Below are 23,924 nucleotides of genomic sequence, written 5' to 3' on the forward strand. Positions count from 1 at the left end.
GCTGCGCCTCCCCAGCCTTCTCTTTTTTAAGGCTGGGGAGGCGCAGCCTCCCCAGACCCCTCATTCCCTTCCCGGACGGGAGAAGTCCATGGCTGCGGGGCGCTTGCGCTTTTGTCCGTCGATCACGGAAGTCCCGGCGCCCGCGTGGGATGCCTGTGCCGGGCCGGATAACCCGTTTGTCTCCCATGCCTTTCTCCACGCCCTGGAGGCCTCGGGCTCGGTCGGCGAAGGTACCGGCTGGGGGCCGCTCCATGCCGTCTTGGAAGATGCCCGCGGCCGGGTCCGGGCCTGTGCCCCGCTCTACGCCAAAAGCCACTCTTACGGCGAATACGTGTTCGATTGGGAGTGGGCGCGTGCCTATCAGCGGGCGGGAGGGCGCTATTATCCCAAGCTGCAAGGGGCGGTGCCCTTCACCCCGGTGACAGGCCCGCGCCTGCTGGCCCCGCCCCAAGATCCCGAGCGGCGGGACTGGCAAGCGGCCTTGCTTGAGGGCCTCCTAGATTTCGCCCGGCGCCTCAACGTCTCGGGCCTGCACCTGACCTTTGTCCCCGACGACGAGACCCCGCTTCTGGCCGACAAGGGCCTGCTGCTGCGCCAGGGCTTCCAATACCATTGGGAGAACCCAGGCTACCGCGACTTCGACGATTTTCTCGCCAGCCTGACGTCGCGCAAGCGCAAGGCCCTGCGCAAGGAGCGCGAGCGGGCCAACCGTCAGGGCATCCGCTTCCTGACCTTGCAAGGCGCGGCGATCACCGAACGCCACTGGGACGCCTTCGACCGCTTTTATCGCGATACCGTCGATCGCAAATGGGGCGGCGCCTACCTGACCCGAGATTTCTTCTTGCGGCTCGGCGCCACGATGGGCGATCGGGTGGTGCTGGTGATGGGCGAGGAAGACCGGCCCAACGGCGCCTTGGTATGCGGCGCCCTCAATCTGGTGGGCGGAGACACCCTCTATGGCCGGACCTGGGGCGCTGCCGGCGACGCTCGCTTCCTGCACTTCGAGGCCTGCTATTACCGCGCCCTCGACTACGCCATCGCCCACGGCCTGAACCGGGTCGAAGCCGGGGCCCAAGGCGAGCACAAGATCAGCCGGGGCTACCGCCCCCGTGCCACGTGGTCGGCCCACTGGCTGGCCGATCCGGCCCTCGGCCGAGCGGTCGCCGAGTTCATCACCCACGAGCGGGCCTTGGTGGCCCAAGCCATGGTGGCGCTGGCCGACGACGGCCCGTTTCGCGCCGAGGATCCCTGTTCATGACGGTTGCCCGCGACCTCCTCGACCTTGACCCTGCCCTGCCCCTGAGCGATCGGGTGCGCCGCGTGTGGTTCGCCCCGGACGGCAGCCCCCGCCCCTGGTGGTTCACCCCGGCCGACACCGTGGACGCGGTGCTCATCGCCCTGTTCAGCAAAGACACCGGCCTCGCCCTCACCGGCGCCCATGACGCTCTGCGGGCCACTCCCGAAGGCGCCCTAGCCTTGCTCATCTTGCTCGATGCCCTGCCCCGACGCCTGTGGGCCGGCCACGACAAGGCCAGCGCCGGCAACGCGGCGGCCCGCGCCTTGGTGATCGACAGCCTCCGCCAGGGCCACGATCGGCATTGGCCCCCGGCCGGACGCCTGCTGGCCGGCCTGTGCTTCCTGCGCAGCCCCGACCCCATCGACCAGGAACGCGGCTTCGCCCTGGTAGACGCCTTGGGGCGCCCGGATTGGCTCGCTTGGGCGTTGCAAAAAGGAAAGGCTGGGGAGGCTCGCCTCCCCAGCCTTAACTTTCCGGGCACTCCGCCGGGGAAAGCCCCCCCCCTTTCACCCCTCAGCGCGTCAAAATACCCCGCGCCACCACCTGCGCCTGAATCTCCGCCGCGCCCTCGAAAATATTGAGAATACGTGCGTCGCACAGCAGGCGGCTGATGGTATATTCCTCGGCGTAGCCGTTGCCGCCGTGGATCTGCAAGGCGTTGTCGGCATTGCTCCAGGCAACGCGAGCCGCCAGCAGCTTGGCCATGCCGGCCTCGATGTCGCAGCGCAGATCGCTGTCCTTTTCGCGACCGGCGAAGTAGGTCAACTGGCGCGCCACCATGGTTTCCACCACCATCCACGCCAGCTTGCCGTGCACGCGCGGGAAGGCAAACAGCGCCTTGCCGAACTGCTGGCGCTCCTGGGCATAGCGCAGGCCGGTCTCCAGGGCGCTTTGGGCCACGCCCACCGCCCGGGCCGCCGTTTGGATGCGGGCACTCTCGAAGGTGGCCATCAACTGCTTGAAGCCCTGGCCCTCAACGCCGCCCAACAGCGCCGACGCCGGCACCCGGAAGCCATCGAAGCCCAGTTCGTATTCCTTCATGCCGCGATAGCCCAGCACCTTGATCTCACCGCCGGTCATGCCCTCGGCCGGGAACGGCTCGGCCTCGGTGCCGCGCGGCTTTTCGGCCAGCAGCATCGACAGGCCCTTGTAGCCCGGCTCGTCCGGGTTGGTGCGCACCAACAGGGTCATCAGGTCGGAGCGCGCGGCGTGGGTGATCCAGGTCTTGGAGCCCGTGACCACATAGTCCTCGCCGTCGCGCACCGCCCGGGTACGCAGCGAGGCCAGATCGGAGCCGGTGTTGGGCTCGGTGAACACGGCGGTCGGCAGAATCTGGCCGGTGGCCAGCAGGGGCAGATAGTGCTGCTTTTGCTCCTCGGTGCCGCCGAGACGGATCAGCTCGGCCGCGATTTCCGAGCGGGTGCCCAGCGAGCCCACGCCGATGTAGCCGCGCGACAACTCCTCGGTCACCACGCACATCGCCATCTTGCCCATGCCTAAGCCGCCGTAGGCCTCGGGCACGGTCAGGCCGAACACGCCCAGCTCGGCCATCTGCTCGACGACCTCCAGCGGGATCAGCTCGTCGCGCAGGTGCCAGCCGTGGCAATGGGGCATCACCTGCTCTTCGGCAAAGCGCCGGAACTGGTCGCGCACCAGAACCAAGGTCTCGTCATCAAGGCCGAGATCGCCAAAGTGGCCGTCTTGCGCCAACTCTGCCAGCCGCGCCTTGACCGCCTCGGTAAAGCCGTGCTCACGCAACAAAGTGGTGTAGGGGCTTTGCAGCAGGTGACGCTCGCGCACCTCAATGCCAAAGTCGGCCAAGCGCACGAACTCGCTTTGGCTCATCGGCAGGCCGCCGTAAATCTGGTGCAGGTATTCGGAGTAGGACGCCTGCAAGATCAGGCATTCCAGTTCGCCCAGGCGATCGGTCGCCTCAAGACGGCGCGCCCACTCCAGCATGCACGACAGCGCGGTCACGTAGGTGGCGAACCAAGCGAGGCCGTGCACCGCATATTGGTGCTGCTCCAGAGCCTCGGCATCGAGCTTGCCGTTGACGCTGACCATTTTCGTGACGTTCTCGCGGATCACGATCAACGTCTGGTTGGCGGTCTGGTAAGCCCGTTCACAGGTGTACAACAGATCCTGCAACACCAGCGGGAACACCGGCTGGGAGGAGGAAGCCTTAACCTTGGTCGCTGCGCTCATGCTGGAAACGTCCCTGAATGAAGAAGGAGGAGGAAGGGAAGGCTGGGGAGGCGGGGCCTCCCCAGACCCCTCCGTCCCGGGAGTTTGGTTCGGTCTGAAGACCTGAGCGTTTGGGGGGTTAGCCCTCGCGGCAGTCTTCCAGGGTGCGCCGGCCGGGGCGCTTGGCCTGGACAAGCACCGCCATGTTGCCGGGCTTGTGCAGGTTGCGCAGCATCTTCGGTGTGCGCCTTGGGGATGTCATCCCACGAGAAGACTTCGCTCATGCACGGGTCAATCCGCCGCTCGACCACCAGTTGGTTGGCTTGGCTCGCCTGCAACAGGTTGGCAAAGTGGCTGCCCTGAATGCGCTTTTGCCGCATCCACACAAAGCGGGCATCAAAGGTCAGGTTAAAGCCCGTGGTGCCGGCGCAGAACACCACCATGCCGCCGCGCTTAACCACGTTGCACGACACCGGGAAGGTCTGCTCGCCCGGGTGCTCGAAGACGAAATCGACATCGTTGCCCTTGCCGGTGATGTCCCAGATCGCCTTGCCGAACTTGCGCACTTCCTTCATGTAGTCGCCAAAGCCCTCGCCGTTGACCTTGGGCAACTGGCCCCAGCAGTTGAAGTCCTGGCGGTTGAGAACGCCCTTGGCCCCCAGGCTCATCACGAAGTCGCGCTTGCTCTCGTCGGAAATCACGCCGATCGCATTGGCGCCCGCCGTGGCGCACAACTGCACCGCCATCGAGCCCAGACCGCCCGAGGCGCCCCACACCAAAACGTTATGGCCGGGCCGCAGAACGTGCGGGCGGTGGCCGAACAGCATGCGGTAGGCCGTCGCCAACACCAGGACGTAACAGGCGCTCTCCTCCCAGGTCAGGTGACGCGGCCGCGTCATCAACTGGCGCGACTGCACCCGGGTGAACTGGCCAAACGAGCCGTCCGCGGTCTCGTAGCCCCAAATGCGCTGGCTGGGCGAGAACATCGGATCGCCGCCGTTGCACTCCTCGTCGTCGCCGTCGTCCTGATTGCAGTGGACCACCACCTCGTCGCCGACCTTCCAGCGCGTGACCTTGGACCCCACCGCCCACACGATGCCCGCCGCATCCGAGCCCGCGATGTGGTAGGGCGCCTTGTGCACGTCGAACGGGCTGATCGGCTGGCCCAAGCCGGCCCAGATCCCGTTGTAGTTGACGCCAGCCGCCATCACCATCACGAGAACGTCGTGGCTGTCCAGCACCGGGGTCTCCACGACCTCAAGCTGGAACGACTTCTCCGGCTCGCCGTGACGTTCGCGCCGGATCACCCAGGCGTACATGGTTTTGGGCACATGGCCGAGCGGCGGGATCTCCCCCAACTCATAGAGATCCTTGCGCGTTTCGTCGGCGTTCGAAACCAGGGAAAGAGCCTCTGCGGCCATGCTCGTCATCTCCTGTTCCATCTCGGGAGGGGCAGAGGGGCGGCGTCCTGGCGCGTGGGGCCCCATCCCGGTTTGGCTTTCGTTGCACGCCCTCTGGACGTCCTGGAGTCACAGATAGCGAATGCGCCCTTTCACTGCAATGCACAAAATGATAGTTTCTTGCGTAGGGATAATAGGTTCGGTAATTTTAATTCAGTAAACCGCCCTCTGGAACCGGATAACCCCCGGCCTCGGGGGCGCCCCCACCAAGGAGACGACCATGACCGACAGGCCCGTTGCCCCCGTCCCTGCCGCCCAGACCCGCGACAAACCTTGGCTTTTTCGGACCTACTCGGGCCATTCGTCGGCCAAGGCGTCCAACGCGCTCTATCGAACGAATCTTGCGCGGGGCCAGACCGGCCTCTCGGTCGCCTTCGACCTGCCCACCCAAACCGGCTACGACAGCGACCACGTGCTGGCCACCGGCGAGGTCGGCAAGGTCGGGGTGCCCCTGTGTCATTTAGGCGATATGATGACCCTTTTCGATGGCATCCCCCTCGAAAAGATGAACACCTCGATGACCATCAACGCCCCGGCGCCCTGGCTGCTGGCGCTCTACATCGCCGCCGCCGAACGCCAAGGGGCGTCGCGCGCCGCCTTGCAAGGCACGGTGCAAAACGACCTCATCAAGGAATACCTCAGTCGCGGCACCTACATCTTCCCGCCGCAACCCAGCGTGCGCCTGATCAACGACGTCATCGCCTTCACCTACCGCGAGGTTCCCAAGTGGAACCCGACCAACGTGTGCTCCTACCACCTCCAGGAAGCCGGCGCGACCCCGGAGCAGGAACTCGCCTACGCCCTGGCCACCGCCATCGCCGTGCTGGATGCCGTGCGCGCCGGCGGGCAGGTGCCGCCGGCCGAGTTCCCCCAGGTGGTCGGCCGCATCAGCTTTTTCGTGAACGCGGGCATTCGCTTCGTCACCGAGTTGTGTAAAATGCGCGCCTTCACCGAGCTGTGGGACGAAATCTGCCGCGAGCGCTACGGGGTCGAAGACGAGGCCTACCGTCGCTTCCGCTACGGCGTCCAGGTCAACAGCCTGGGGTTGACCGAGCCCCAGCCGGAAAACAACGTCTACCGCATCTTGCTGGAAATGCTCTCGGTCGTGCTCTCCAAAAACGCCCGCGCCCGCGCCGTCCAGCTCCCCGCCTGGAACGAAGCCCTCGGCCTGCCCCGGCCCTGGGACCAGCAATGGTCCTTGCGCCTGCAACAGATCGTTGCCTACGAAACAGACCTGCTCGAATACGGCGATCTGTTCGACGGCTCCCCCGTTGTCGCCGCCAAGGTCGAGGCCCTCAAGGACGGCGCCCGCGCCGAACTGGCCCACATTGAGGCCATGGGCGGCGCCATTGCCGCCGTCGAATCGGGCTACATGAAGCGCCGCCTCGTCGAGTCGAACTCGGCCCGCCTCGCCGCCATCGAAAGCGGCGAGCAGATCGTGGTCGGCGTCAACAAGTTCACCGAAGCCGCCCCCAGCCCCCTCACCGCCGGCGACGGCGCCATCATGACCGTCGATCCGGCCGTGGAACGCGACCAGATCGCCTCCCTCGTCGCCTGGCGCCAAAGCCGCGACGCCGCTAAGGTCGCCGAGACCCTCGCCGCCCTGCGCCGTGCCGCCGCCGACGGCAGCAACATCATGGAACCCACCATCGCCTGCGCCCACGCCGGCGTCACCACCGGCGAGTGGTCCCAGACTCTGCGCGACGTCTTCGGCGAATTCCGCGCCCCCACCGGCGGCCCGGCCGCGCTCGATCGCCGCTTGGCCCTGATCGGCGTGGTGGCCGATGCCGACACCGCCCAGGCCTTGCAAGCCTCATTGCAGCCCGGCCAACGGCTGGTCGATCCCGAGGGCGGCCTGTGGCGCTGGGACGGTCTGGTGCGCCGGCCCGAAGCCCAGGACGGCGCCGCCGCCGCCCGCCTGGAAACCCGGCGCCGGCTGGCCGATCTGGAAGAAGCCATCAACGAGGCCGAGGAGCGTCTGGCCCTGGCCCGCGCCGAGGCCCAGATCCAGCGGGACCGTCAGGACACCCTGGCCAGCGCGGAACGCGAGGCCCGCGACGCCCTGCGGGCTGCGGATCGGGCGGCGAGCGAGGCCCGCAGCCGTCTTGCCGCCCTGGAGCGCGACGCCGCCGCGGCGGCCAGCCGTCTGGCCGGGCTCGATGACGCCCTGGCCCAGGCCGACGCCGACCGCGAAGAAGCCGAGACCCAGGTCCTGGAGAGCGAGGCGGCCCTAGACACCCTGGGCGACGCGCCGCCAACCCAGGCCGAGGCCGAAAGCCTGCGCACCGACCTCGCCCGGGCCCGCAGCGCCCAGGTGAGCGCCCAGGCGGAGCACGACCGCCTGCGCCGCGAGACTGAGGAGATCCGCCGGCAGCTCGACGCCCTGCTGCGCGACGAAACCTCCTGGAAAGGCCGTCAGGCCGAGGCCCTGGCCCAAGCCGAGGAATTGGAAGGACGCCAGCAGACGGCCGAGGAGGCCCTGGAGGATCTGGCCGGCCGGCCCGAGGCCCTGGCCGAGCAGCGCGAGGTTCTGAGCCAAGCCCTGGAAGACGCCGAGATCGAGCGCCGCGCCGCCGCCGACGCCCTGGTCGAGGGCGAACGCGCCGCCCGCGCCGCCGACAAAGCCCTGCGCGACATCGAACGCGGCGAGGCCCAGGCGCGCGAAGGGCTGGTGCGAGCCGAGGCCAGCGTGGAGGCGGCGCGGGCCGAGTGCCGCACGGTCGCCACCACCATTGCCGAAAAACGCGACTGCACCCCCGAAGCCCTGGCCGCCGACCTGCCCGATGACGCTTCCCTCCCCCCCCTGGCCGAGGCCGAAACGGCGCTGGCCCAGGTGTTGCGCGAACGCGACGCCCTGGGGCCGGTCAACCTGCGCGCCGAGCAAGAGGCGCGCGAGTTGGAGGAGCAGGTCAGCACCCTGACCTTGGAGCGCGACGATCTGGTGGCGGCCATTGCCCGCTTGCGCCAGGGCATCAACGAACTCAACAAGGAGGGCCGGGCGCGGCTGCTGGAGTCGTTTCGGCAAGTGGACCAGCACTTCCAGGGCCTGTTCCAGCGCCTGTTTGGCGGCGGGCGGGCCCATTTGACCCTGGTCGAGGCCGAAGATCCCCTGGAGGCCGGCTTGGAGATCATGGCCAGCCCGCCCGGCAAGCGGCTGCAAAGCCTGTCCTTGCTGTCGGGCGGCGAGCAGGCCCTGACGGCCACCGCCTTGTTGTTTGCCGTGTTCTTGACCAACCCGGCGCCGATCTGCGTGCTCGACGAAGTGGACGCCCCCCTTGACGACGCTAACGTGGATCGCTTTTGCACCATGCTGCGCGAATTGACCGACACCACCCGGACCCGCTTCCTGGTGGTGACCCATCACCGGATGACCATGGCGCGCATGGATCGGCTGTTTGGTGTGACCATGGCCGAGCGCGGGGTGTCATCGCTGGTGTCGGTGGACCTGCGCCGGGCGGCCGATCTGGTGGAAAACTGAGGAAAAGGAAGGGAGGGGTCTGGGGAGGCCCCGCCTCCCCGGCCTTCTCTCTCTGGGACAGAAAACAAATCCACCCTATATTGGAAGCTCCCAGGGATGACCACGGAAAGGAACCCGGATGACGACCTCTTATGATTACGATCTGATTGTCATTGGGGCCGGGTCCGGCGGTGTGCGCGCGGCACGGGTGGCGGGAAGCTATGGGGCCCGGGTCGCCCTGATCGAAAGCAGCCGCGTCGGCGGAACCTGCGTCATGCGCGGTTGCGTGCCGAAAAAGCTGCTGGTCTACGGCGCCCACTACGCCCACGACCTCGCCGACATGGCCGGCTATGGCTGGTCGGTCAAGGAAGCCGCCTTCGACTGGCCGGCCCTGATCGCCGCCAAGAACCGCGAGTTGGAGCGCCTGGAAACCGTCTATCGTTCCTTGCTCAAGACCAGCCGGGTCACGTTGATCGAAGGCCACGGTCGCCTTGTTGATCCGTTCACGGTCGATGTGGATGGCAAGCGGCTGACCGGCGAAAAGATCCTGATCTCGGTGGGCGGCTGGCCGAGCATGCCGGCGATTCCCGGCATCGAGCACGCCATCACCTCCAACGAGGCCCTTGACCTGATGATCTTGCCCCGGCGGATTATCATCGTGGGCGGCGGCTATATTGCGGTGGAATTTGCCGGGCTGTTCCGCGCCTTTGGCGCCGAAGTCACCTTGGTGATTCGCAAGGACAAGATCCTGCGCGGCTTTGACGAGGATGTCCGCGACGCCCTGACCGCCGAGATGACCCGCCAGGGCATCACCATTCTCAGCGAAACCCAGATCGCCCGCATCGACAAACTGGCCGATGGCTCCTACCGCGTGCGCCGCACCCCGGGGCCCGACATGGACGCCGATCTGGTCATGTACGCCACCGGTCGCGCCCCCAACACCTCGGGCCTCGGCCTGGAAGACGTGGGCGTGCGCGTTGATGCCAGCGGCGCCATCCCGGTGGACGAGTGGCACACCACCAATATCCCCAGCATCTTCGCCGTGGGCGACGTGACAGGCCGGGTCGAACTGACCCCGGTCGCCCTCAACGAAGGCCTGAACTTCGCCGAGACCCAGTTCAACGACAACCCCCGGGTCATGGACTACGACCTGATCCCCTCGGCCGTCTTCAGCCACCCGACCATCGGCACCGTCGGCCTGACCGAGGCCCAGGCCCGGGCACGCGGCCCCGTGCGCATTTTCCGCTCACGCTTTCGCCCCATGCGCCACACCCTCTCGGGCCGCGAGGAGCAAACGCTGGTCAAACTGGTGGTCGATGCCCGGACCGACCGCGTGCTGGGCTGCCACATGGTCGGCGCTGATGCCCCGGAGATTATTCAGGGCCTCGCCGTGGCCTTGCGCTGTGGCGCGACCAAGGCCCAGTTCGACGCCACCTTGGGGGTCCACCCGACGGCGGCCGAGGAATTTGTCACGATGCGTCAACCTGTTCCCGAGCCCTAAGCCTTGTGGGGGGGGGAATAAGGACAGGCTGGGGAGGCGCGGCCTCCCCAGACCCCTCGTTTGCGGTGTTCGTTCGCACGAGGCTTCGCCCACGGTGGCAAGAAGGCGCACTGGTCACTGCCTGTACGGTTGTGTACAGTTCGCTTCTTGTCATCGCGTCGGGCGAGACGCGTTCTTGATCGCACGTCGGGCAAAACGTGTTCTGGAGCAGGAGGACCAGCGGTGCAGCAAAAGCCTCGGGAACGCCTCGTTGAGACCGCTCTTCGGCTTTTCTTCCGAGATGGCTTCCACGCCACCGGCGTGGATCGAATCCTGGCCGAGGCCGGCGTGGCCAAAATGACGCTGTACCGGCACTTTCGCTCCAAGGATGATCTCATCCTCGCGGCAATGGAGCGCTATCGTAACGAAATCGCGGGATGGCTCGATTCGATTTTTGATTTGGCAGGCGCCAGTTCCGAAGAGCGGATCTTGGCACTTTTTGACCGCCTCCATGACTGGTACACGGGTCGAGCCCTGCCCGGCCTGCCCTTTCGCGGCTGCTTGCTGGTCAACGCATCCATCGAGTTCGCCCACCCCAGCCACCCCGTCCACAAGGCCGCCGCCGCGCACGTGGCGTCCCTGGAAGGGGTGATCGACACGGCGGTGCGCGCCGCCGGCTTGTCCGAGGACCTAACGGAGCGTCTGGGCCTCGTTGTCATCGGCTCTTTGGTGTCGGCCCAGATGTACCGCGATCCCCAGGTGTTCGATCGGGGCAAGGACGCGGCCCGACGCATGCTCCACGGGACGTCGGTGCCCGTCTGAACGATGATGCCTCCAGCCCCCTTTCGTTGTTGATTTATAAAACAAAAAAGGGGTTTGGGGCATCGCCCCACACGGGCTCGGGCGGCAACCCGACAAAACTAGCGATGGTCCGCGGATTAACCGGCTTGGCAAAAAACCCCGTGCAGCCCAGGCCTTGACGCTCGGCCTCCACTTCAAGAAAACCAAAGGCACTCAGGGCAACAACCCGAGGATGATAATCCGGGATGTCGCGCAGGCCGTGCAAGGCACGCCAGCCGTCAAACCCCGGCAAATCAATATCCACGACAATCACGGGAGGACGGAGCAAGGCCGCCTCCTCCAGGATCGCGTCCCCCGTTTCCACGGGAATCACCGTCCAGCCTTCGTGGCGAAGGTAGTGGGAAACGGCCTCGCGATCATAGAGGTTGTCCTCGGCGAACAGCACGACAGGGGCCGGAGAGGGAGAGGAGAGGTTTCGCATTTTGCCGCTCTTTCTGACGAGGTCTTGCAGTCTGGGGGACCACAAGGCGGTGTAAAAACCGTTCTCTCACCATAATGCAGGCGTCATGCCACCAGGGAATGTGCAGGGAAGACGAGGAAGAGCAGAAAAGAAGAAAGGCTGGGGAGGCTCGCCTCCCCAGACCCCTCGTTTCTTGAAAAAGGGGGGCGAAGGAGGGAAGACTCTTGCAGAGCCGTTGAGGGGAAGGGAGAGGGCGGAAAGAACACGCCATTGAGAACCTCGCGGAAGGTGACCGTCCGCTGCCGGTTTTCCTGCCTCCACTTCCCGCCCCCAAATGCCTCCTGAGAGACAGGCAATCACAGCCGACGCATCTAGCGTCGGCTGCTCTCCCAACAGGTTCTCAGGCTGATGGATTTTTGTCGATATTACTTATTTTCCCGATTTTTTTTGGCATCCATCTCTAATGAATTACTCAAGTGATAGCATATACTCTCTGCCAACTGATCTATTGATGCACTTTTTTCATATTCAGACATTGTTATCGCGAGTTTTCCAGTGAGTTCTGAAGGAAGGTTCGATTGGTTTAAATCGTCTATTATAGCCGTTATTACCTTCACTGAGTCAGTTTCGATTTCTTCTTTGTATTTTTTCATCCATTCGTTTTTTACCCAACCTGATTTTAGGCTGTTTTGAGACGCAAACAGAACAACAAGATCCGCTTCATTAACGCCTTTAGAGACTTCCTGGACAATAACGGAACCATGACGAATTTTCCATTTATCCATCCAAAAAGTGGACGGCAACTTAATATTGACGCGATCCCTTAGGGTATTTAGTATTTCTTCCACATATTTAAGGTCCTCCGAAGAATATGAAATAAATATATTTGGAATTCCATCTTTTCCCCCGATCTTTTGCCAGGGCAAATCTGGTCCTATAACGTTTACCCTGTTAAGGTGTATAAATCTCATCGTACTTATAGCGCTAGCTAGCCCTGGATGTAATAAAAATACCGAATTTTCTGGGATTATATTTTCAAGAGTCCAGTCAAAATCCTGCGGCTTTCTAAAGTATTGATAGAACCCCCCTCCAGCAACATCCTGCCTTACGTGCCCAAGAAGTCCAATATTGTAAAGCTCGCAAAATGGATGGGAATCTTCCGGAGGTATATGCGTTTTTTCAGAAAATAATTTATTTATAGCGTGGAGAGACCCGACACAGGGGGGCGACGCCGGCGAGCCCCCGCCGCCCCGTCCACCCCGCCCCCGCCCGCCCCGCCGCTGACCCGGCCCGCGCCAGGAGCCTGACCCATGGGATGGTTTTCTTTTTTTGGCAAACGCAAGCCCAAGGCAAAGGGGGGGCCGCGTGATGCCCGCACCCAGGCCCTGTCCAACCTCAACGAAGTTCGGGAAACCCTCCTGACTCCCGAGCGCGAGGCCTTGTTGCAACAAGCCATGGCGGTGCGCCGGGCCAAAGCCAAAATTCTTGACTCCCTGACCGATGAGCAACGACAGAAGCTCATGCTCACCGCCATGCGGACCTTGTTGCGCGAGGAAGGGGAGCCGCCTCCCGCACCGGAGCCGAAGTCCCGATCCCGCTGAGGGGCCGTCGCCCCCCCAAAAAAAGGACAAGACTGGGGAGGCGGGGCCTCCCCAGACCCCTCCTTCCCCGGGAGGCCAACCCGGGGTTTCATTGACTTCGCCGCTTGTGTTTCGTATTTTGCGCTGCACTCGGCCGTTGGCTGGGACCGGTCAAGGGAGAGATCCGGCCCTGGACCGGAGGTGAAGGGATCCAAGGGACCACGCCGGGGCGGGATCGCCTCCCGCCACGGTCAACGCCCACACTTGGAAGACAGGAACTCCATGAAAGTACTGGTCGCGGTGAAGCGGGTCGTTGACTACAACGTCAAGATCCGTGTGAAAGCGGACAACACGGGGGTCGAGTTGGCCAACGTGAAAATGTCCATGAACCCCTTCGACGAGATCGCCGTCGAGGAGGCCGTCCGCCTCAAGGAAGCCGGCAAGGCAACCGAGGTCGTGGCCGTCTCCCTGGGCGTGGCCCAGTGCCAGGAAACCCTGCGCACCGCCCTGGCCATGGGCGCCGATCGCGGCATCTTGGTCCAGTCCGAGGCCGACCTTCAGCCGCTGGCCGTCGCCAAGATGCTGCGCGTGCTGGTCGAGCGCGAGAAGCCCGACCTCGTCCTCCTGGGCAAGCAGGCCATCGACGACGACGCCAACCAGACGGGCCAGATGCTGGCCGGCCTGCTGGGCTGGGCCCAGGGCACCTTCTTGTCCAAGTTGGACGTGACCGACCAGGGCATCACCGTGACCCGCGAGATCGACGGCGGCCTGGAAACCCTGGCGTTGACCCTGCCCGCCATCGTCACCGCCGACCTGCGCCTCAACACCCCGCGCTACGCCAGCCTGCCCAACATCATGAAGGCCAAGAAAAAGCCGATCGACACCGTCTCGCCGGCCGATCTTGGCGTGGATCCCAGCCCGCGTCTGACGGTCCTCAAGGTCGAGGAACCGGCCACCCGCCAGGCCGGCGTCAAGGTCCCCGACGTCGCCACCCTGATCGAGAAGCTCCGTACCGAGGCGAAGGTGATCTGACCATGGCTCAACTCGTTCTTGCCGATCACGACAACACCCACCTGCGCCCCGCCACCCTCAACACCATCACCGCCGCCAGCCGGCTGACCGGCGAGGTCCACGTGCTCGTCGCCGGCTCCGGCTGCCAAGGCGTGGCCCAGGCCGCCGCCGCCGTGCCCGGCGTGACCAAGGTTCTGGTGGCCGACGACCCCGCCCTGGCTCACCCCCTGGCCGAAACCCTGGCCCCCGTGGTGGTCGCCCTGGCCCCGGCCTATACCCACGTGCTGGCCCCGGCCACCACCACCGGAAAGAACGTTCTGCCGCGCGTCGCCGCCTTGCTCGATGTGGCCCAGATCTCGGAAGTGACCAACGTGGTCGCCGACGACACCTTCGTGCGCCCCATCTACGCCGGCAACGCGCTCGCCACCGTCAAAAGCGCCGATGCCCTCAAGGTGTTGACCGTGCGCGCCACCGCTTTTGATGCCGCCCCGGCCACCGGCGGCGCTGCCGTCGTCGAGAGCGTGAGCGTCACCGTGGCCCCCGGCGCCTCGACCTACCTGGGCCAGGAGCTTTCCAAGTCCGAGCGGCCCGAGCTGACCAGCGCCCGGATCATCGTGTCGGGCGGCCGCGGCGTCGGCTCCAAGGAAAACTTCGCCCTCATCGAGGGGCTGGCCGATGGCCTGGGCGCCGCCGTGGGCGCCTCGCGCGCCGCCGTGGACGCCGGCTTCGTGCCCAACGACTATCAAGTCGGTCAAACCGGCAAGATCGTCGCCCCCGACCTCTATGTCGCCGTAGGCATCTCCGGCGCCATCCAGCACCTTGCCGGCATGAAAGACAGCAAGGTGATCGTGGCAATTAATAAAGACGAGGAAGCGCCCATCTTCCAGGTGGCCGACTACGGGCTGGTGGCGGACCTGTTCCAGGCCGTTCCCGAGCTTTCAGCCGCGCTGAAGGCCTGACCCCGCAGCCGACCTGCCCCCCAACCCCGAAAGGTCGCAGCATGGTCGAACAGATTGGCGTCATCGGCGCCGGACAAATGGGCAACGGCATCGCGCATGTGTTTGCGCTGGCCGGCTTTCAGGTCAAGTTGATGGATGTCAACGAAGCCGCGCTTGATAACGCGCGGACCACCATCGGCAAAAACCTGGCGCGCCAGAGCAGCAAAGGCAAGATCTCGGAGGCCGACGCAACGGCGGCGCTGGGTCGCATCGATACCGCCACCACCATGAAGGTGTTCGCCGACAGCGACCTTGTGATCGAGGCGGCTTCGGAAAACGAAGGCATCAAGCGGCGCATCCTCACCGAGCTGTGCCCCTTGCTCAAGCCTTCGTGCCTCCTGGCCTCCAATACCTCCTCGATTTCCATCACCCGGTTGGGCGCGGCCACCGACCGCCCGGAAAAGTTCATCGGCATGCACTTCATGAACCCCGTGCCGGTCATGAAGCTGGTGGAATTGATCCGGGGCATCGCCACGGCGGAAGAGACATATTCCGCCGTGCGCACGCTGACCTTGACGCTCGAAAAAATCCCGGTCTCGGCCGAAGATTTTCCGGCCTTCATCGTCAACCGCATTTTGCTGCCCATGATCAACGAGGCGGTCTACACCCTCTATGAGGGCGTCGGCTCGGTGGATGCCATCGACACCGCGATGCGGCTCGGCGCCAACCACCCGATGGGGCCGCTCGAACTCGCCGACTTCATCGGCCTCGACGTGTGCCTCTCGGTCATGCAGGTCCTGCACGAGGGCTTGGCCGATACCAAGTACCGTCCGTGCCCCTTGCTGGTGAAGTATGTCGAGGCGGGCTGGCTGGGCCGCAAGACCAACAAGGGCTTCTACGACTACTCCGGCCCCAAGCCGGTGCCCACCCGCTAACATCCCGGCCCTCCCACGCCGAGGGGTCTGGGGAGGCCGTGCCTCCCCAGCCTTCCCTTGTCTTTTTGCCGGATCCCTCCCATGCCCCAGTCCCTAGCGCCCCGCCGGCTCCTCCTCCCGGTTCTGGCGTTTTGCTTCCTGTCCATGCTGATCGTGGACCGCCCGCTCGCCCTCTTTTTGAAAGCCCGGGTGGGGGAGGGGGGACTGGCGCTCGGCCATGCCCTCTCGGTCATCGGCGAAGCCGGCTGGTGGTACCTGCTGGCCGGCGGGCTGATCGCGGTCGGAGCGGTCATCGCGGCCCGCACCCGAGTACTGGCCGGGCTCGCCCTGGTGCGCAACGGCTTTTATCTGCTGGCCGTGCTCGTGACATCGGGCCTTTTGGTCACCGCCCTAAAGGCGATGGTCGGACGGGCACGCCCGCGCGTCTTGTTTCATGACGGCGTTTATGGCTTTGACCCGTTCGTCTTTTCCAGCAATTGGAACTCGTTTCCCTCGGGCCATGCCCAAACCATCTGCGCCGCCATGGGCACTTTGATGGTTCTGTACCCCCGGCTGCGCCTGCCCGCCCTCGCCCTGGCCGTCGCCGTCTCCTTGAGCCGACTTATGGTCACCGCTCACTTCCTCAGCGACGTGGTGGCCGGCGCCTTCATCGGCTGGACGACGGTGGTCGTCTTGCGACCGTTCTTCAAGGACTGAGGGGTCTGGGGAGGCCGCGCCTCCCCAGCCTTGCCTTCCTTAAAGAGAAGTCTGGGGAGGCGCGGCCTCCCCAGACCCCTCAATCCTGAGATGACGCGGCCGCAGCAGGGCCTCGAAGGCGACGGCCGGCACGGGGCGGCTGTACAGGAAGCCCTGGCCCTGGTCACACCCCAAGGTGCGCAGGAACGCCACCTGCTCGTTGGTTTCCACGCCTTCGGCCACCAAGCGCAGCCGCAAGGCCGAGGCCATGGAGGCGATCGCCCGGGTGATGGCCATGTCGTCGATGTTGTTGGGGAGATCGACAACAAACGACCGGTCGATCTTGATGAAATCAATGGGAAAGCGTTTCAAATAGCCAAACGATGAGTAGCCCGTGCCAAAATCATCGATCGACAGGGTGATCCCCAAGGCTTTCAAGCGCCTGAGCACGGCCACCACCTGATCACCATCCTCAACCAACATGCTCTCGGTCAACTCAAGGTCAAGCATGGAGGGGTCCAGGCCCGTTTCCTCCAAAATGGTGCGAACCTTGGTCACCAGATCAGGGTCGTTGAACTGGCGGGCCGACAGGTTCACCCCCATACGCACCGGCCCCAGGCCCCGGTCGCGCCACAGGGCCGCTTGCGTGCAGGCCCGGCGCAACACCCACTCGCCGATCGGCTGGACCAGCCCGGTTTCCTCGGCCACCGGCACAAACTCCATGGGCGAGACCTTGCCCACGTCGCGACCATCCCAGCGCAACAAGGCCTCGGCGCCCAGAATGTCGCCGTTCATCAAGTCAACCTTGGGCTGGTAGTGCACATCGAACTCGTTGCGCTCCAGGGCCCGGCGCAGACCGGTTTCGATGTGCAGGCGCCGCACCGCATCCGCCGAGAGCTTGGGCGTGTACAGCACCACGCTGCTGCGCCGCTGGCGCTTGGCATGATGCACCGCCGTATCGACATTGCGTAACAGTGTGGCCACGTCGATCCCGTCTTGCGGCGAACAGACCGCGCCGACCGACACGGTGGTAAACACCTCGCGCCCCGCCACATCATAAGGGCGGATCAGATCGGCCATCAGGGCTTCGGCCCGGGCGCACACAGCCTCGGCATCGTGGACCTGCCCCACGATCACCGTGAACTCGTCACCGCCCAGATGGGCCACCATGTCGCCCTCATGGGGCTGACAATGACTTTCCAGCCGCTGGGCCATCGCCCGGATCACCTGATCGCCGACCACGTGCCCCAGGGTATCGTTGATCTTTTTGAAATGGTCGATGTCCACGAACAGCACGGCAAAGGGAACCCCGGTGCCCAAGGCCTGCTCCATGTGCTCGCGCAGCAGCACCCGGTTGGGCAGGCCGGTCAAGGGGTCGCGGGTGGCCAGGGTCACCAGTTGGGCCTCGTGCTCCTTGCGCTCGGTGATATCGCGCACCACGGCGACAAAGCGCCGCCGCCCTTCCTGCTCCACCACCGACAAGGCCAGTTCGATAGGGAACTCTGAGCCGTCCAGCCGCCGCGCCCGCAGTTCGCGCCCCAGGCCGATAACCCGCGCGCAGCCGCTTTTCATGAAGGTGCGCAGGTGGCGATCGTGGCCGCGGGCTTCCTGGGCCGGCATCAACAGGTTGATGGATCGCCCGATCATGTCCTCGGCCGTCACGCCGAACAGACGCTCGGCCGCCTTGTTGAACCGCTCGATACGTCCGCCCTCGTCGGCGACGATCAGGGCGTCCACCATGGTATCGGTGACGGCGCGCAAGAAAGCGGCCTGCCGATCGGCCTCGCGGTGGGCCCGAGCCCGATCCGACACGTCACGCGCCAGGAACACCAAGGTCCCCAGAGACTTGCGCTCGCGTCCGCCCAACGGCGCCACGCTGACCACCACATCCACTTCGCCGCCGTCGCCTTGCAGCAAAACCGCCGGCACCGGCCGGCGCCCCCCTCGGGGCCGGTCGAGCACATCGCGCAGACGTCCCAGGGCATCCGGATGGATCAGAACCTCGATCCGCCGCCCGATCAGCGCCGCCGGCGACACCCCAAGCAAGGCAGCCCCGGCCGGGTTGACATGGCGGATGACGCCCCCTTGCAAGATGCACACAAGGTCGGGCGCCATGTCGATGACCACCCCGCCGCCGCCCAGGGCCTGGACCAGATCGCCGGCGTGGCGGCGCGAGCGCTCCAGCGCCGACAGGTCGGCCAAGGGCGCTTCCAAGGCGGTGGCCGCCGCGCCGATCCGACTGCCGAGCCCGCGTCGGGCCTCGGGGTCGGCTTCTTCCATCAGGCGTTCGGTACACGCCACGATGGTGGACAGTGCCGCCCGAACATCACGTCCCAACACCCCAAGCAAGCGGTGCCCCGCGTCGCCGGTTTCTTGCAAGGTATCGAGCGCGGCGCGCAAAGCGGTTTGGCGGATCGCCCGGTGCAGAGCCTCGCGGGTCAGGGTCTCCAAAGACAGGCACTCGTAGGCCCCCTGGTCGAGCACCTGCTCCCCCCGGGGATCGCGGTCGGTCTCGGCCAGAGCCATGACGGCCACCCCTTGGGCCAGGGCCACCGCCATAAGACTGACTCCCTCGGGAGACACCAAGGCGTCCACCCCCGCCACCAGGACAGAGGGGATCTCGCGCGTTAAGAGGGCTGCCGCAGCGGCGGGCGAGGGGCTTGTGGTGACCGCGAGGCCCCACGTCTCGCCCCCGCTTTGCAAGGCACTCATGACCTCGCGAGACGCGCTTCTGGCCTCGATCAACACTACTTTGAGCATCAGGCCTCCCGTCCGAGCCGTCGCGCGCGCATAACGACTCTCGACTTCCTCTTATTCGTTGTATTGCGCTTGTACCTGTATACGCGGCTCCGTGTGGCCTGGGTATCGAATTCCGAAGGTCATAGGGGGCCTCTATTCCTCTCCCTATCCTTTTGTCCGGGCGCTGTTCTGGTAAGACGACCTTCCAGCGAGGGGACTCGCGGCCAAAGAGCCAGGGGTCAGGACAGACGACGCCACTGGGTGCCTCCGGGACCATCCTCCAGAACGATCCCCTCGGCAGCCAACGCATCGCGAATGGCATCGGCCTGGGCGAAATCGCGTGCGGCCCGCGCGGCGCGGCGCGCTGCAATCTGGGCTTCCACCCGCGCCGCCAACTCGGCATCGGCCGCCCCATCGGCGCCACGCCAGACCACCGGATCCTGGCCCAACAGCCCCAGAAGGGCGCCGGCCGCCAGGATTTGCCCCTTGAGCCGGGCCTGCTCCACCGGATCCTCGGCCTTGTTCAAGGCGCCGACCAGGGCGTGCAGCTCGGCCAGGGCGCGCGGCGTGTTCAGGTCGTCGCACAGAGCCTCCAGCACGCCGGCGGGAACTTCCGCCCCGGACTCGACGGGCACGGCGCGCACCCGGTCGAGCGCGGCATAAAAGCGGTCCAGGGTCCGGCGCGCCTGCTCCAGGGCCGCGTCGGTCCAGTCGAGCGGCTGGCGGTAGTGGCTGGACAGCAGCCCCAGCCGCACCGCCTCGCCCGGCGCCTGGGCCAGCAAATCCTGAACGGTGCGGAAGTTGCCCAGGGACTTGGACATCTTTTCGCCGTCCACCATCAGGTAGCCGTTGTGCATCCACACCCGAGCGAAGGTGCCGGGCCCGTTGCAGCACACGCTCTGGGCAATCTCGTTCTCGTGGTGGGGAAAGACCAGATCCAGGCCGCCGCCGTGAATATCAAAGCTTTCGCCCAGATAGCGCGCGCTCATGGCCGAGCATTCGATATGCCAGCCCGGCCGCCCCCGGCCCCAGGGACTGTCCCAGCCGGGCAGGGTGGCGTCGGAGGGCTTCCACAGCACAAAGTCGGCGGGATCACGCTTGTAAGGCGCCACCTCGACTCGCGCCCCGGCGATCATGTCATCGCGCGAACGCTTGGACAGCCGGCCATAGTCGGGCATCGAGGGCACGCTGAACAGCACATGCCCCTCGGCCTCGTAGGCATGACCGCGCGCGATCAGGCGCGCGATCATCGCCACCATGTCGGCGATATGCCGGGTCGCCCGGGGCTCCTCATCGGGGGGCAGGGCGCCCAGGGCCGCCATGTCGGTGTGAAAATGCTCGATGGTCCGAGCGGTGATGGTGTCGATCGACACCGCTTCCTCGCGGGCGCGGGCGTTGATCTTGTCGTCCACGTCGGTGATGTTGCGCACGTAGGTGACGCGCGGATACAGGCGCCGCAACACCCGCGTCAGAACATCGAACACCACCACGGGCCGGGCATTGCCGATGTGAGCGCGGTCGTACACCGTGGGGCCACACACATAAAGCCGCACATGAGCGGGATCCAACGGCACAAACGGCGCCTTGAGCCCCGTCAGGGTATTATGAAGGGTCAGAACGGCGGCGGTCTGGCTCACGAAACTCTCCATCGTCGGCAGGCGGGGCAGCAGGGGGGCGTCACTGGGGCAGGCCGGCAAGCCGCGCCCGTCCCCGCTCGGAACCGATCAGGGGCAGCAAGGTCGCCATGTCGGGGCCGTGATCCACCCCGGTCAGGGCCAAGCGCAGTGGCTTGAACAAGGCCCGGCCCGACCGCCCGCTCGTGGTCTTAAGCGCCTTGGTCCAGGTGCTCCAGGTCGTGGCGTCCCAAGGCGCTGGGGGCAGCAGGGCCAACGCCTCGGCCAGGAACCCCTGATCGGCCTCGTCGATCACCGGGGCGATGGGGCCCTCAATCACCTGACGCCAAAGCCCGACATCGGCCGGGCAGGTCAGGTTGGCCTGAATGGCCTGCCAAAGCGTGGGATCGCTCACCAACCCCCGGGCCTCGGCCGTGGCGAAGGGCAAAGTGTGCAAAACCCGGGCGCTCAGGCGCTCCAGTTCGGCCGGATCCAGGCGCGGCGAGGCCCGGCCATAGGCCTCCACCCGGAAATGCTGGGCCAGTGTCGCCAGATCGTGGGTCGGATCCGGGGCCTCGCCGGTGCCCAGGGCAGCGAGCAGGGCGTTGATGGCCTCGGGCTGGATTCCCTGGGCGCGCAGATCGGCCACCGCCAGGGCGCCATCGCGCTTGGACAACGGCCCGCCCTCAGCGCCCAGCACCAAGGGAAAATGCCCCCAGGCCGGTGGCGTGCCATCCAGAGCGCGGGCGATCTGGATTTGCACCGCCGTGTTGACCACGTGGTCCTCGCCACGCAACACGTGAGTCACGCCAAAGTCGAGATCATCAACCACCGAGGGCAGGGTGTAGAGCAGCCCGCCATCCTCGCGCACCACCACCGGATCGGACAGGTGGGCGCCGTGGTAATGGCAGGGGCCGCGCACCAGATCGGTCCACTGAATGTCCACGTGATCGAGCAAGAAGCGCCAGTGCGGCCGCCGGCCCGCCGCCTCCAAGGCGGCCCGCTCGTCGGCGCCCAGAGCCAGGGCGGCCCGGTCATAGACCGGTGGCAGGCCGCGCTGACGCTGGCGCCGACGCCGGAATTCCAGTTCCTCGGGGGTCTCGTAGCAGGGATAAAGCCGCCCCGCCCGGCGCAACTGGTCGAGCGCCTCGGCATGGCGGGCGGCACGGGCCAGTTGGCTTTCCTCGCGGTCCCAGGTCAGGCCCAGCCACGTCAGGTCCTCGCGGATCCCTTGGGCCAGGGCCGCCGAGCCGCGCGCCGTGTCGGTGTCGTCCATGCGCAAGATCAGGGACCCGCCCTGGGCCAGCGCGAACAAGGCATTGATCACGGCAACGCGCACGTTACCCAGATGCAAGCGCCCGGTGGGCGAGGGGGCAAAGCGGACGACCACCGCCCCAGAGGAAGAATCAAGAACCATGACGGGCACTTACCCCGGAAAGGCATTGGTAATGGGATAACGACGGTCGCGACCAAAGGCCAGCCGGGTGATCTTGACCCCCGGCGGCGCCTGACGCCGCTTGTATTCGGCCCGGCCCAGCATCGCCCACACCCGCTCCACCAGATCCTGGGGGAGCTTGCTGCGCTGACTGGCCTCGACCACCCCGGCCTGCCCTTCGATCAACAGTTGGAGCACTTGGTCAAGTTGATCATAGGGCGGCAGGCTGTCTTCGTCCTTTTGGTCGGGCCGCAACTCGGCGCTGGGTGGCTTGGTGATCACCCGCTCGGGCATCACCGGCCCGGCCGGCCCCAGGCTCCCCTCCGGCCGCTGGGCGTTGCGCCACCGCGACAGAGCAAACACCGAGGTCTTGTACACATCCTTCAAAACGGCGAACCCGCCGCACATGTCGCCATACAAGGTCGCGTAGCCCACGCTCATTTCCGACTTGTTGCCGGTGGACAAAACCATGGGGCCCAGCTTGTTGGACAGCGCCATCAAGGTCAGGCCACGCGCCCGCGACTGGATGTTTTCCTCGGTCAGGTCGGGGGCCCGCCCGGCGAAGGCCGGGGCTAGCATGGTGGCAAAGGCGGTCATGGCGGGGGTAATGTCGATGGTCTCCAACTCGATCCCCAGCAAGCGGGCGCAGGCGGCGGCATCCTCCAGGCTCTCGGCGCTGGTGTAGGGGCTGGGCATCATCACGGCCCGCACCCGCTCCGGCCCCAGGGCATCCACGGCAATGGCCGCCGACAGGGCGCTGTCTACCCCGCCCGACAAGCCCAAAAGAACGCCGGGAAAGCGGTTCTTTTCCACGTAGTCGCGCAGACCCACGCACAGGGCATGATAAATCTCTTCCCAGCGTCCCAGGGGGCGGGGCCGGGGTTGGGGAACGCACTGCCAGGACTTGACCGGGCCGGTCGGGGCCCAGTCGGTCACCACCAGCGCCTCGTCCCACTGGGGCGCCGCCACATCCACGTCGCCATCGGCGCCAATCACAAAAGAGCCGCCGTCAAAGACCAGCTCATCTTGTCCGCCCACCTGATTGACATACATCAAGGAGAGGGCCGTTTCGCCGGCCCGAGCCCGGGCATGGGTCAGGCGATCGCCCGACTTGCCAAGGTCAAAGGGCGATCCGTTCATCACCACCAGGAAATCGGCACCATGATCTTTCAAATGCCGGGCCGGCTCGGGATACCACATGTCCTCGCAGATCATGACGCCCAGGCGCAAGCCGCGAAACAGCACGGGAACGGGCAGGGGGCCCGGGGTAAACACCCGCATTTCGTCGAAGACACCGTAGTTGGGCAGACGGTGCTTGACCACCACGCCGGAAATCCGGCCCTCTTGCAGCAAAAGCGCGGCGTTCACCCGCCCCTCGGGCAAGCGCCAAGGCGTGCCCACCAACACCGCCGGCCCGCCATCGGCCGTTTCGCGGGCCAGGGCTTCCAGGGCGTCACGCGCGGCATCCAGCACCACATCGCGCAGGACGAGGTCTTCCGGCGCATATCCCAGCAGGCCCAGTTCGCTACCGACCAGCAGGTCCACCCCTTGGGCGGCGGCCATGGTCCGGGCGGCGCGCAGTTTGCGCAGGTTCCCCGCGATATCGCCCACGGTGGGATTGGATTGCCAAAGCGCAAGGCGGATCTTGTCAACCATGAGGTCCTCTTGGGGCACGACGGACGGCCCGGCCTCCTGGGAAGGTCGGGGGAATCAGGCTAAGGCCCCAGGCGGCGGGGCGTCAAGCGCAGGGCCGATGTTTCCCTGGGCAATCGGGGGGAGGCAGGGAAAGTGGACAAGAGAAGAAGGGAAGGCCGGGGAGACGGGGCCTCCCCGGACCCCTCCGATCCTGGGGCATCCCT

Annotated in this window: 17 protein-coding genes and 1 pseudogene; 10 read left to right on the plus strand and 8 right to left on the minus strand. The window is 65.8% G+C overall.

Annotated features, from left to right (window positions below):
- Positions 1-88 precede the first annotated feature (88 nt).
- Positions 89-1,258, plus strand: coding sequence for a GNAT family N-acetyltransferase (locus RSPPHO_RS03505; protein WP_041793996.1), 1,170 nt, complete (start codon positions 89-91; stop codon positions 1,256-1,258).
- Positions 1,255-1,878, plus strand: coding sequence for a DUF924 family protein (locus tag RSPPHO_RS17490; RefSeq protein ID WP_014413902.1), 624 nt, complete (start codon positions 1,255-1,257; stop codon positions 1,876-1,878). The genes RSPPHO_RS03505 and RSPPHO_RS17490 overlap by 4 nt, the downstream gene beginning before the upstream one ends.
- On the opposite strand, the gene RSPPHO_RS03515 is transcribed toward RSPPHO_RS17490, so the two are convergent.
- Positions 1,811-3,502, minus strand: coding sequence for an acyl-CoA dehydrogenase family protein (locus RSPPHO_RS03515; RefSeq protein WP_041794003.1), 1,692 nt, complete (start codon positions 3,500-3,502; stop codon positions 1,811-1,813). The two genes, RSPPHO_RS17490 and RSPPHO_RS03515, sit on opposite strands and share 68 nt — an antisense overlap.
- Before the next feature lie 118 nt (positions 3,503-3,620).
- Positions 3,621-4,902: pseudogene (gene ccrA, locus RSPPHO_RS03520) on the minus strand (crotonyl-CoA carboxylase/reductase).
- 259 nt (positions 4,903-5,161) lie between these two features.
- Here ccrA and RSPPHO_RS22135 point away from each other — a divergent pair.
- From RSPPHO_RS22135 to RSPPHO_RS03535, 3 genes are all read left to right on the plus strand, one after another.
- Entirely contained in the window at positions 5,162-8,419 is a 3,258-nt protein-coding gene (locus tag RSPPHO_RS22135; protein WP_081581636.1) for a methylmalonyl-CoA mutase family protein, read from the plus strand.
- A gap of 118 nt (positions 8,420-8,537) precedes the next feature.
- A complete protein-coding gene (gene gor / locus RSPPHO_RS03530; RefSeq protein WP_014413907.1) occupies positions 8,538-9,899 on the plus strand; it encodes a glutathione-disulfide reductase in 1,362 nt (453 codons plus the stop codon).
- A gap of 222 nt (positions 9,900-10,121) precedes the next feature.
- Positions 10,122-10,700, plus strand: a complete 579-nt coding sequence (locus tag RSPPHO_RS03535) for a TetR/AcrR family transcriptional regulator (protein WP_051013613.1) — start codon at positions 10,122-10,124, stop codon at positions 10,698-10,700.
- 34 nt (positions 10,701-10,734) lie between these two features.
- Here the strand turns inward: RSPPHO_RS03535 and RSPPHO_RS03540 are convergent, their stop codons facing one another.
- On the minus strand, positions 10,735-11,160 hold the full coding sequence (locus RSPPHO_RS03540) for a response regulator (protein ID WP_041794006.1): 426 nt from the start codon (positions 11,158-11,160) through the stop codon (positions 10,735-10,737).
- Between the two features lie 404 nt (positions 11,161-11,564).
- Positions 11,565-12,065, minus strand: a complete 501-nt coding sequence (locus RSPPHO_RS18675; RefSeq protein WP_157879069.1) for a toll/interleukin-1 receptor domain-containing protein — start codon at positions 12,063-12,065, stop codon at positions 11,565-11,567.
- 384 nt (positions 12,066-12,449) lie between these two features.
- On the opposite strand from RSPPHO_RS18675, the gene RSPPHO_RS17495 reads away from it, so the two are divergent.
- The 5 genes from RSPPHO_RS17495 (at position 12,450) to RSPPHO_RS03565 (ending at position 16,299) form a co-directional block, all read left to right on the plus strand.
- Entirely contained in the window at positions 12,450-12,740 is a 291-nt protein-coding gene (locus RSPPHO_RS17495) for a hypothetical protein (protein WP_014413909.1), read from the plus strand.
- Between the two features lie 261 nt (positions 12,741-13,001).
- Positions 13,002-13,751 (plus strand): electron transfer flavoprotein subunit beta/FixA family protein, encoded by a 750-nt coding sequence (locus RSPPHO_RS03550; protein ID WP_041794009.1) that lies wholly within the window; start codon positions 13,002-13,004, stop codon positions 13,749-13,751.
- Between the two features lie 2 nt (positions 13,752-13,753).
- Entirely contained in the window at positions 13,754-14,689 is a 936-nt protein-coding gene (locus RSPPHO_RS03555; protein WP_014413911.1) for an electron transfer flavoprotein subunit alpha/FixB family protein, read from the plus strand.
- Between the two features lie 41 nt (positions 14,690-14,730).
- Positions 14,731-15,603: a 3-hydroxybutyryl-CoA dehydrogenase gene (locus RSPPHO_RS03560; protein WP_014413912.1), complete on the plus strand. Its 873-nt coding sequence runs from the start codon at positions 14,731-14,733 to the stop codon at positions 15,601-15,603.
- Positions 15,604-15,684: 81 nt separating this feature from the next.
- Positions 15,685-16,299, plus strand: a complete 615-nt coding sequence (locus RSPPHO_RS03565) for a phosphatase PAP2 family protein (protein ID WP_051013614.1) — start codon at positions 15,685-15,687, stop codon at positions 16,297-16,299.
- 39 nt (positions 16,300-16,338) lie between these two features.
- Here the strand turns inward: RSPPHO_RS03565 and RSPPHO_RS17500 are convergent, their stop codons facing one another.
- The 4 genes from RSPPHO_RS17500 to RSPPHO_RS03585 form a co-directional block, all read right to left on the minus strand.
- Complete coding sequence (locus RSPPHO_RS17500; protein WP_014413914.1) at positions 16,339-19,038, minus strand: putative bifunctional diguanylate cyclase/phosphodiesterase; 2,700 nt, start codon at positions 19,036-19,038, stop codon at positions 16,339-16,341.
- Between the two features lie 218 nt (positions 19,039-19,256).
- Positions 19,257-20,666: a cysteine--tRNA ligase gene (gene cysS, locus RSPPHO_RS03575; protein ID WP_041796495.1), complete on the minus strand. Its 1,410-nt coding sequence runs from the start codon at positions 20,664-20,666 to the stop codon at positions 19,257-19,259.
- Between the two features lie 28 nt (positions 20,667-20,694).
- Positions 20,695-22,047 carry a glutamate--tRNA ligase gene (locus tag RSPPHO_RS03580; RefSeq protein WP_041794011.1) on the minus strand — a complete coding sequence of 451 codons (1,353 nt, stop codon included), beginning with the start codon at positions 22,045-22,047 and terminating at the stop codon, positions 20,695-20,697.
- A 9-nt stretch (positions 22,048-22,056) separates the two neighbouring features.
- Complete coding sequence (locus RSPPHO_RS03585) at positions 22,057-23,721, minus strand: NAD+ synthase (protein WP_041794013.1); 1,665 nt, start codon at positions 23,719-23,721, stop codon at positions 22,057-22,059.
- Positions 23,722-23,924 lie beyond the last annotated feature (203 nt).

The organism is Pararhodospirillum photometricum DSM 122 (assembly GCF_000284415.1).
GTDB classification, from domain to species: domain Bacteria; phylum Pseudomonadota; class Alphaproteobacteria; order Rhodospirillales; family Rhodospirillaceae; genus Pararhodospirillum; species Pararhodospirillum photometricum.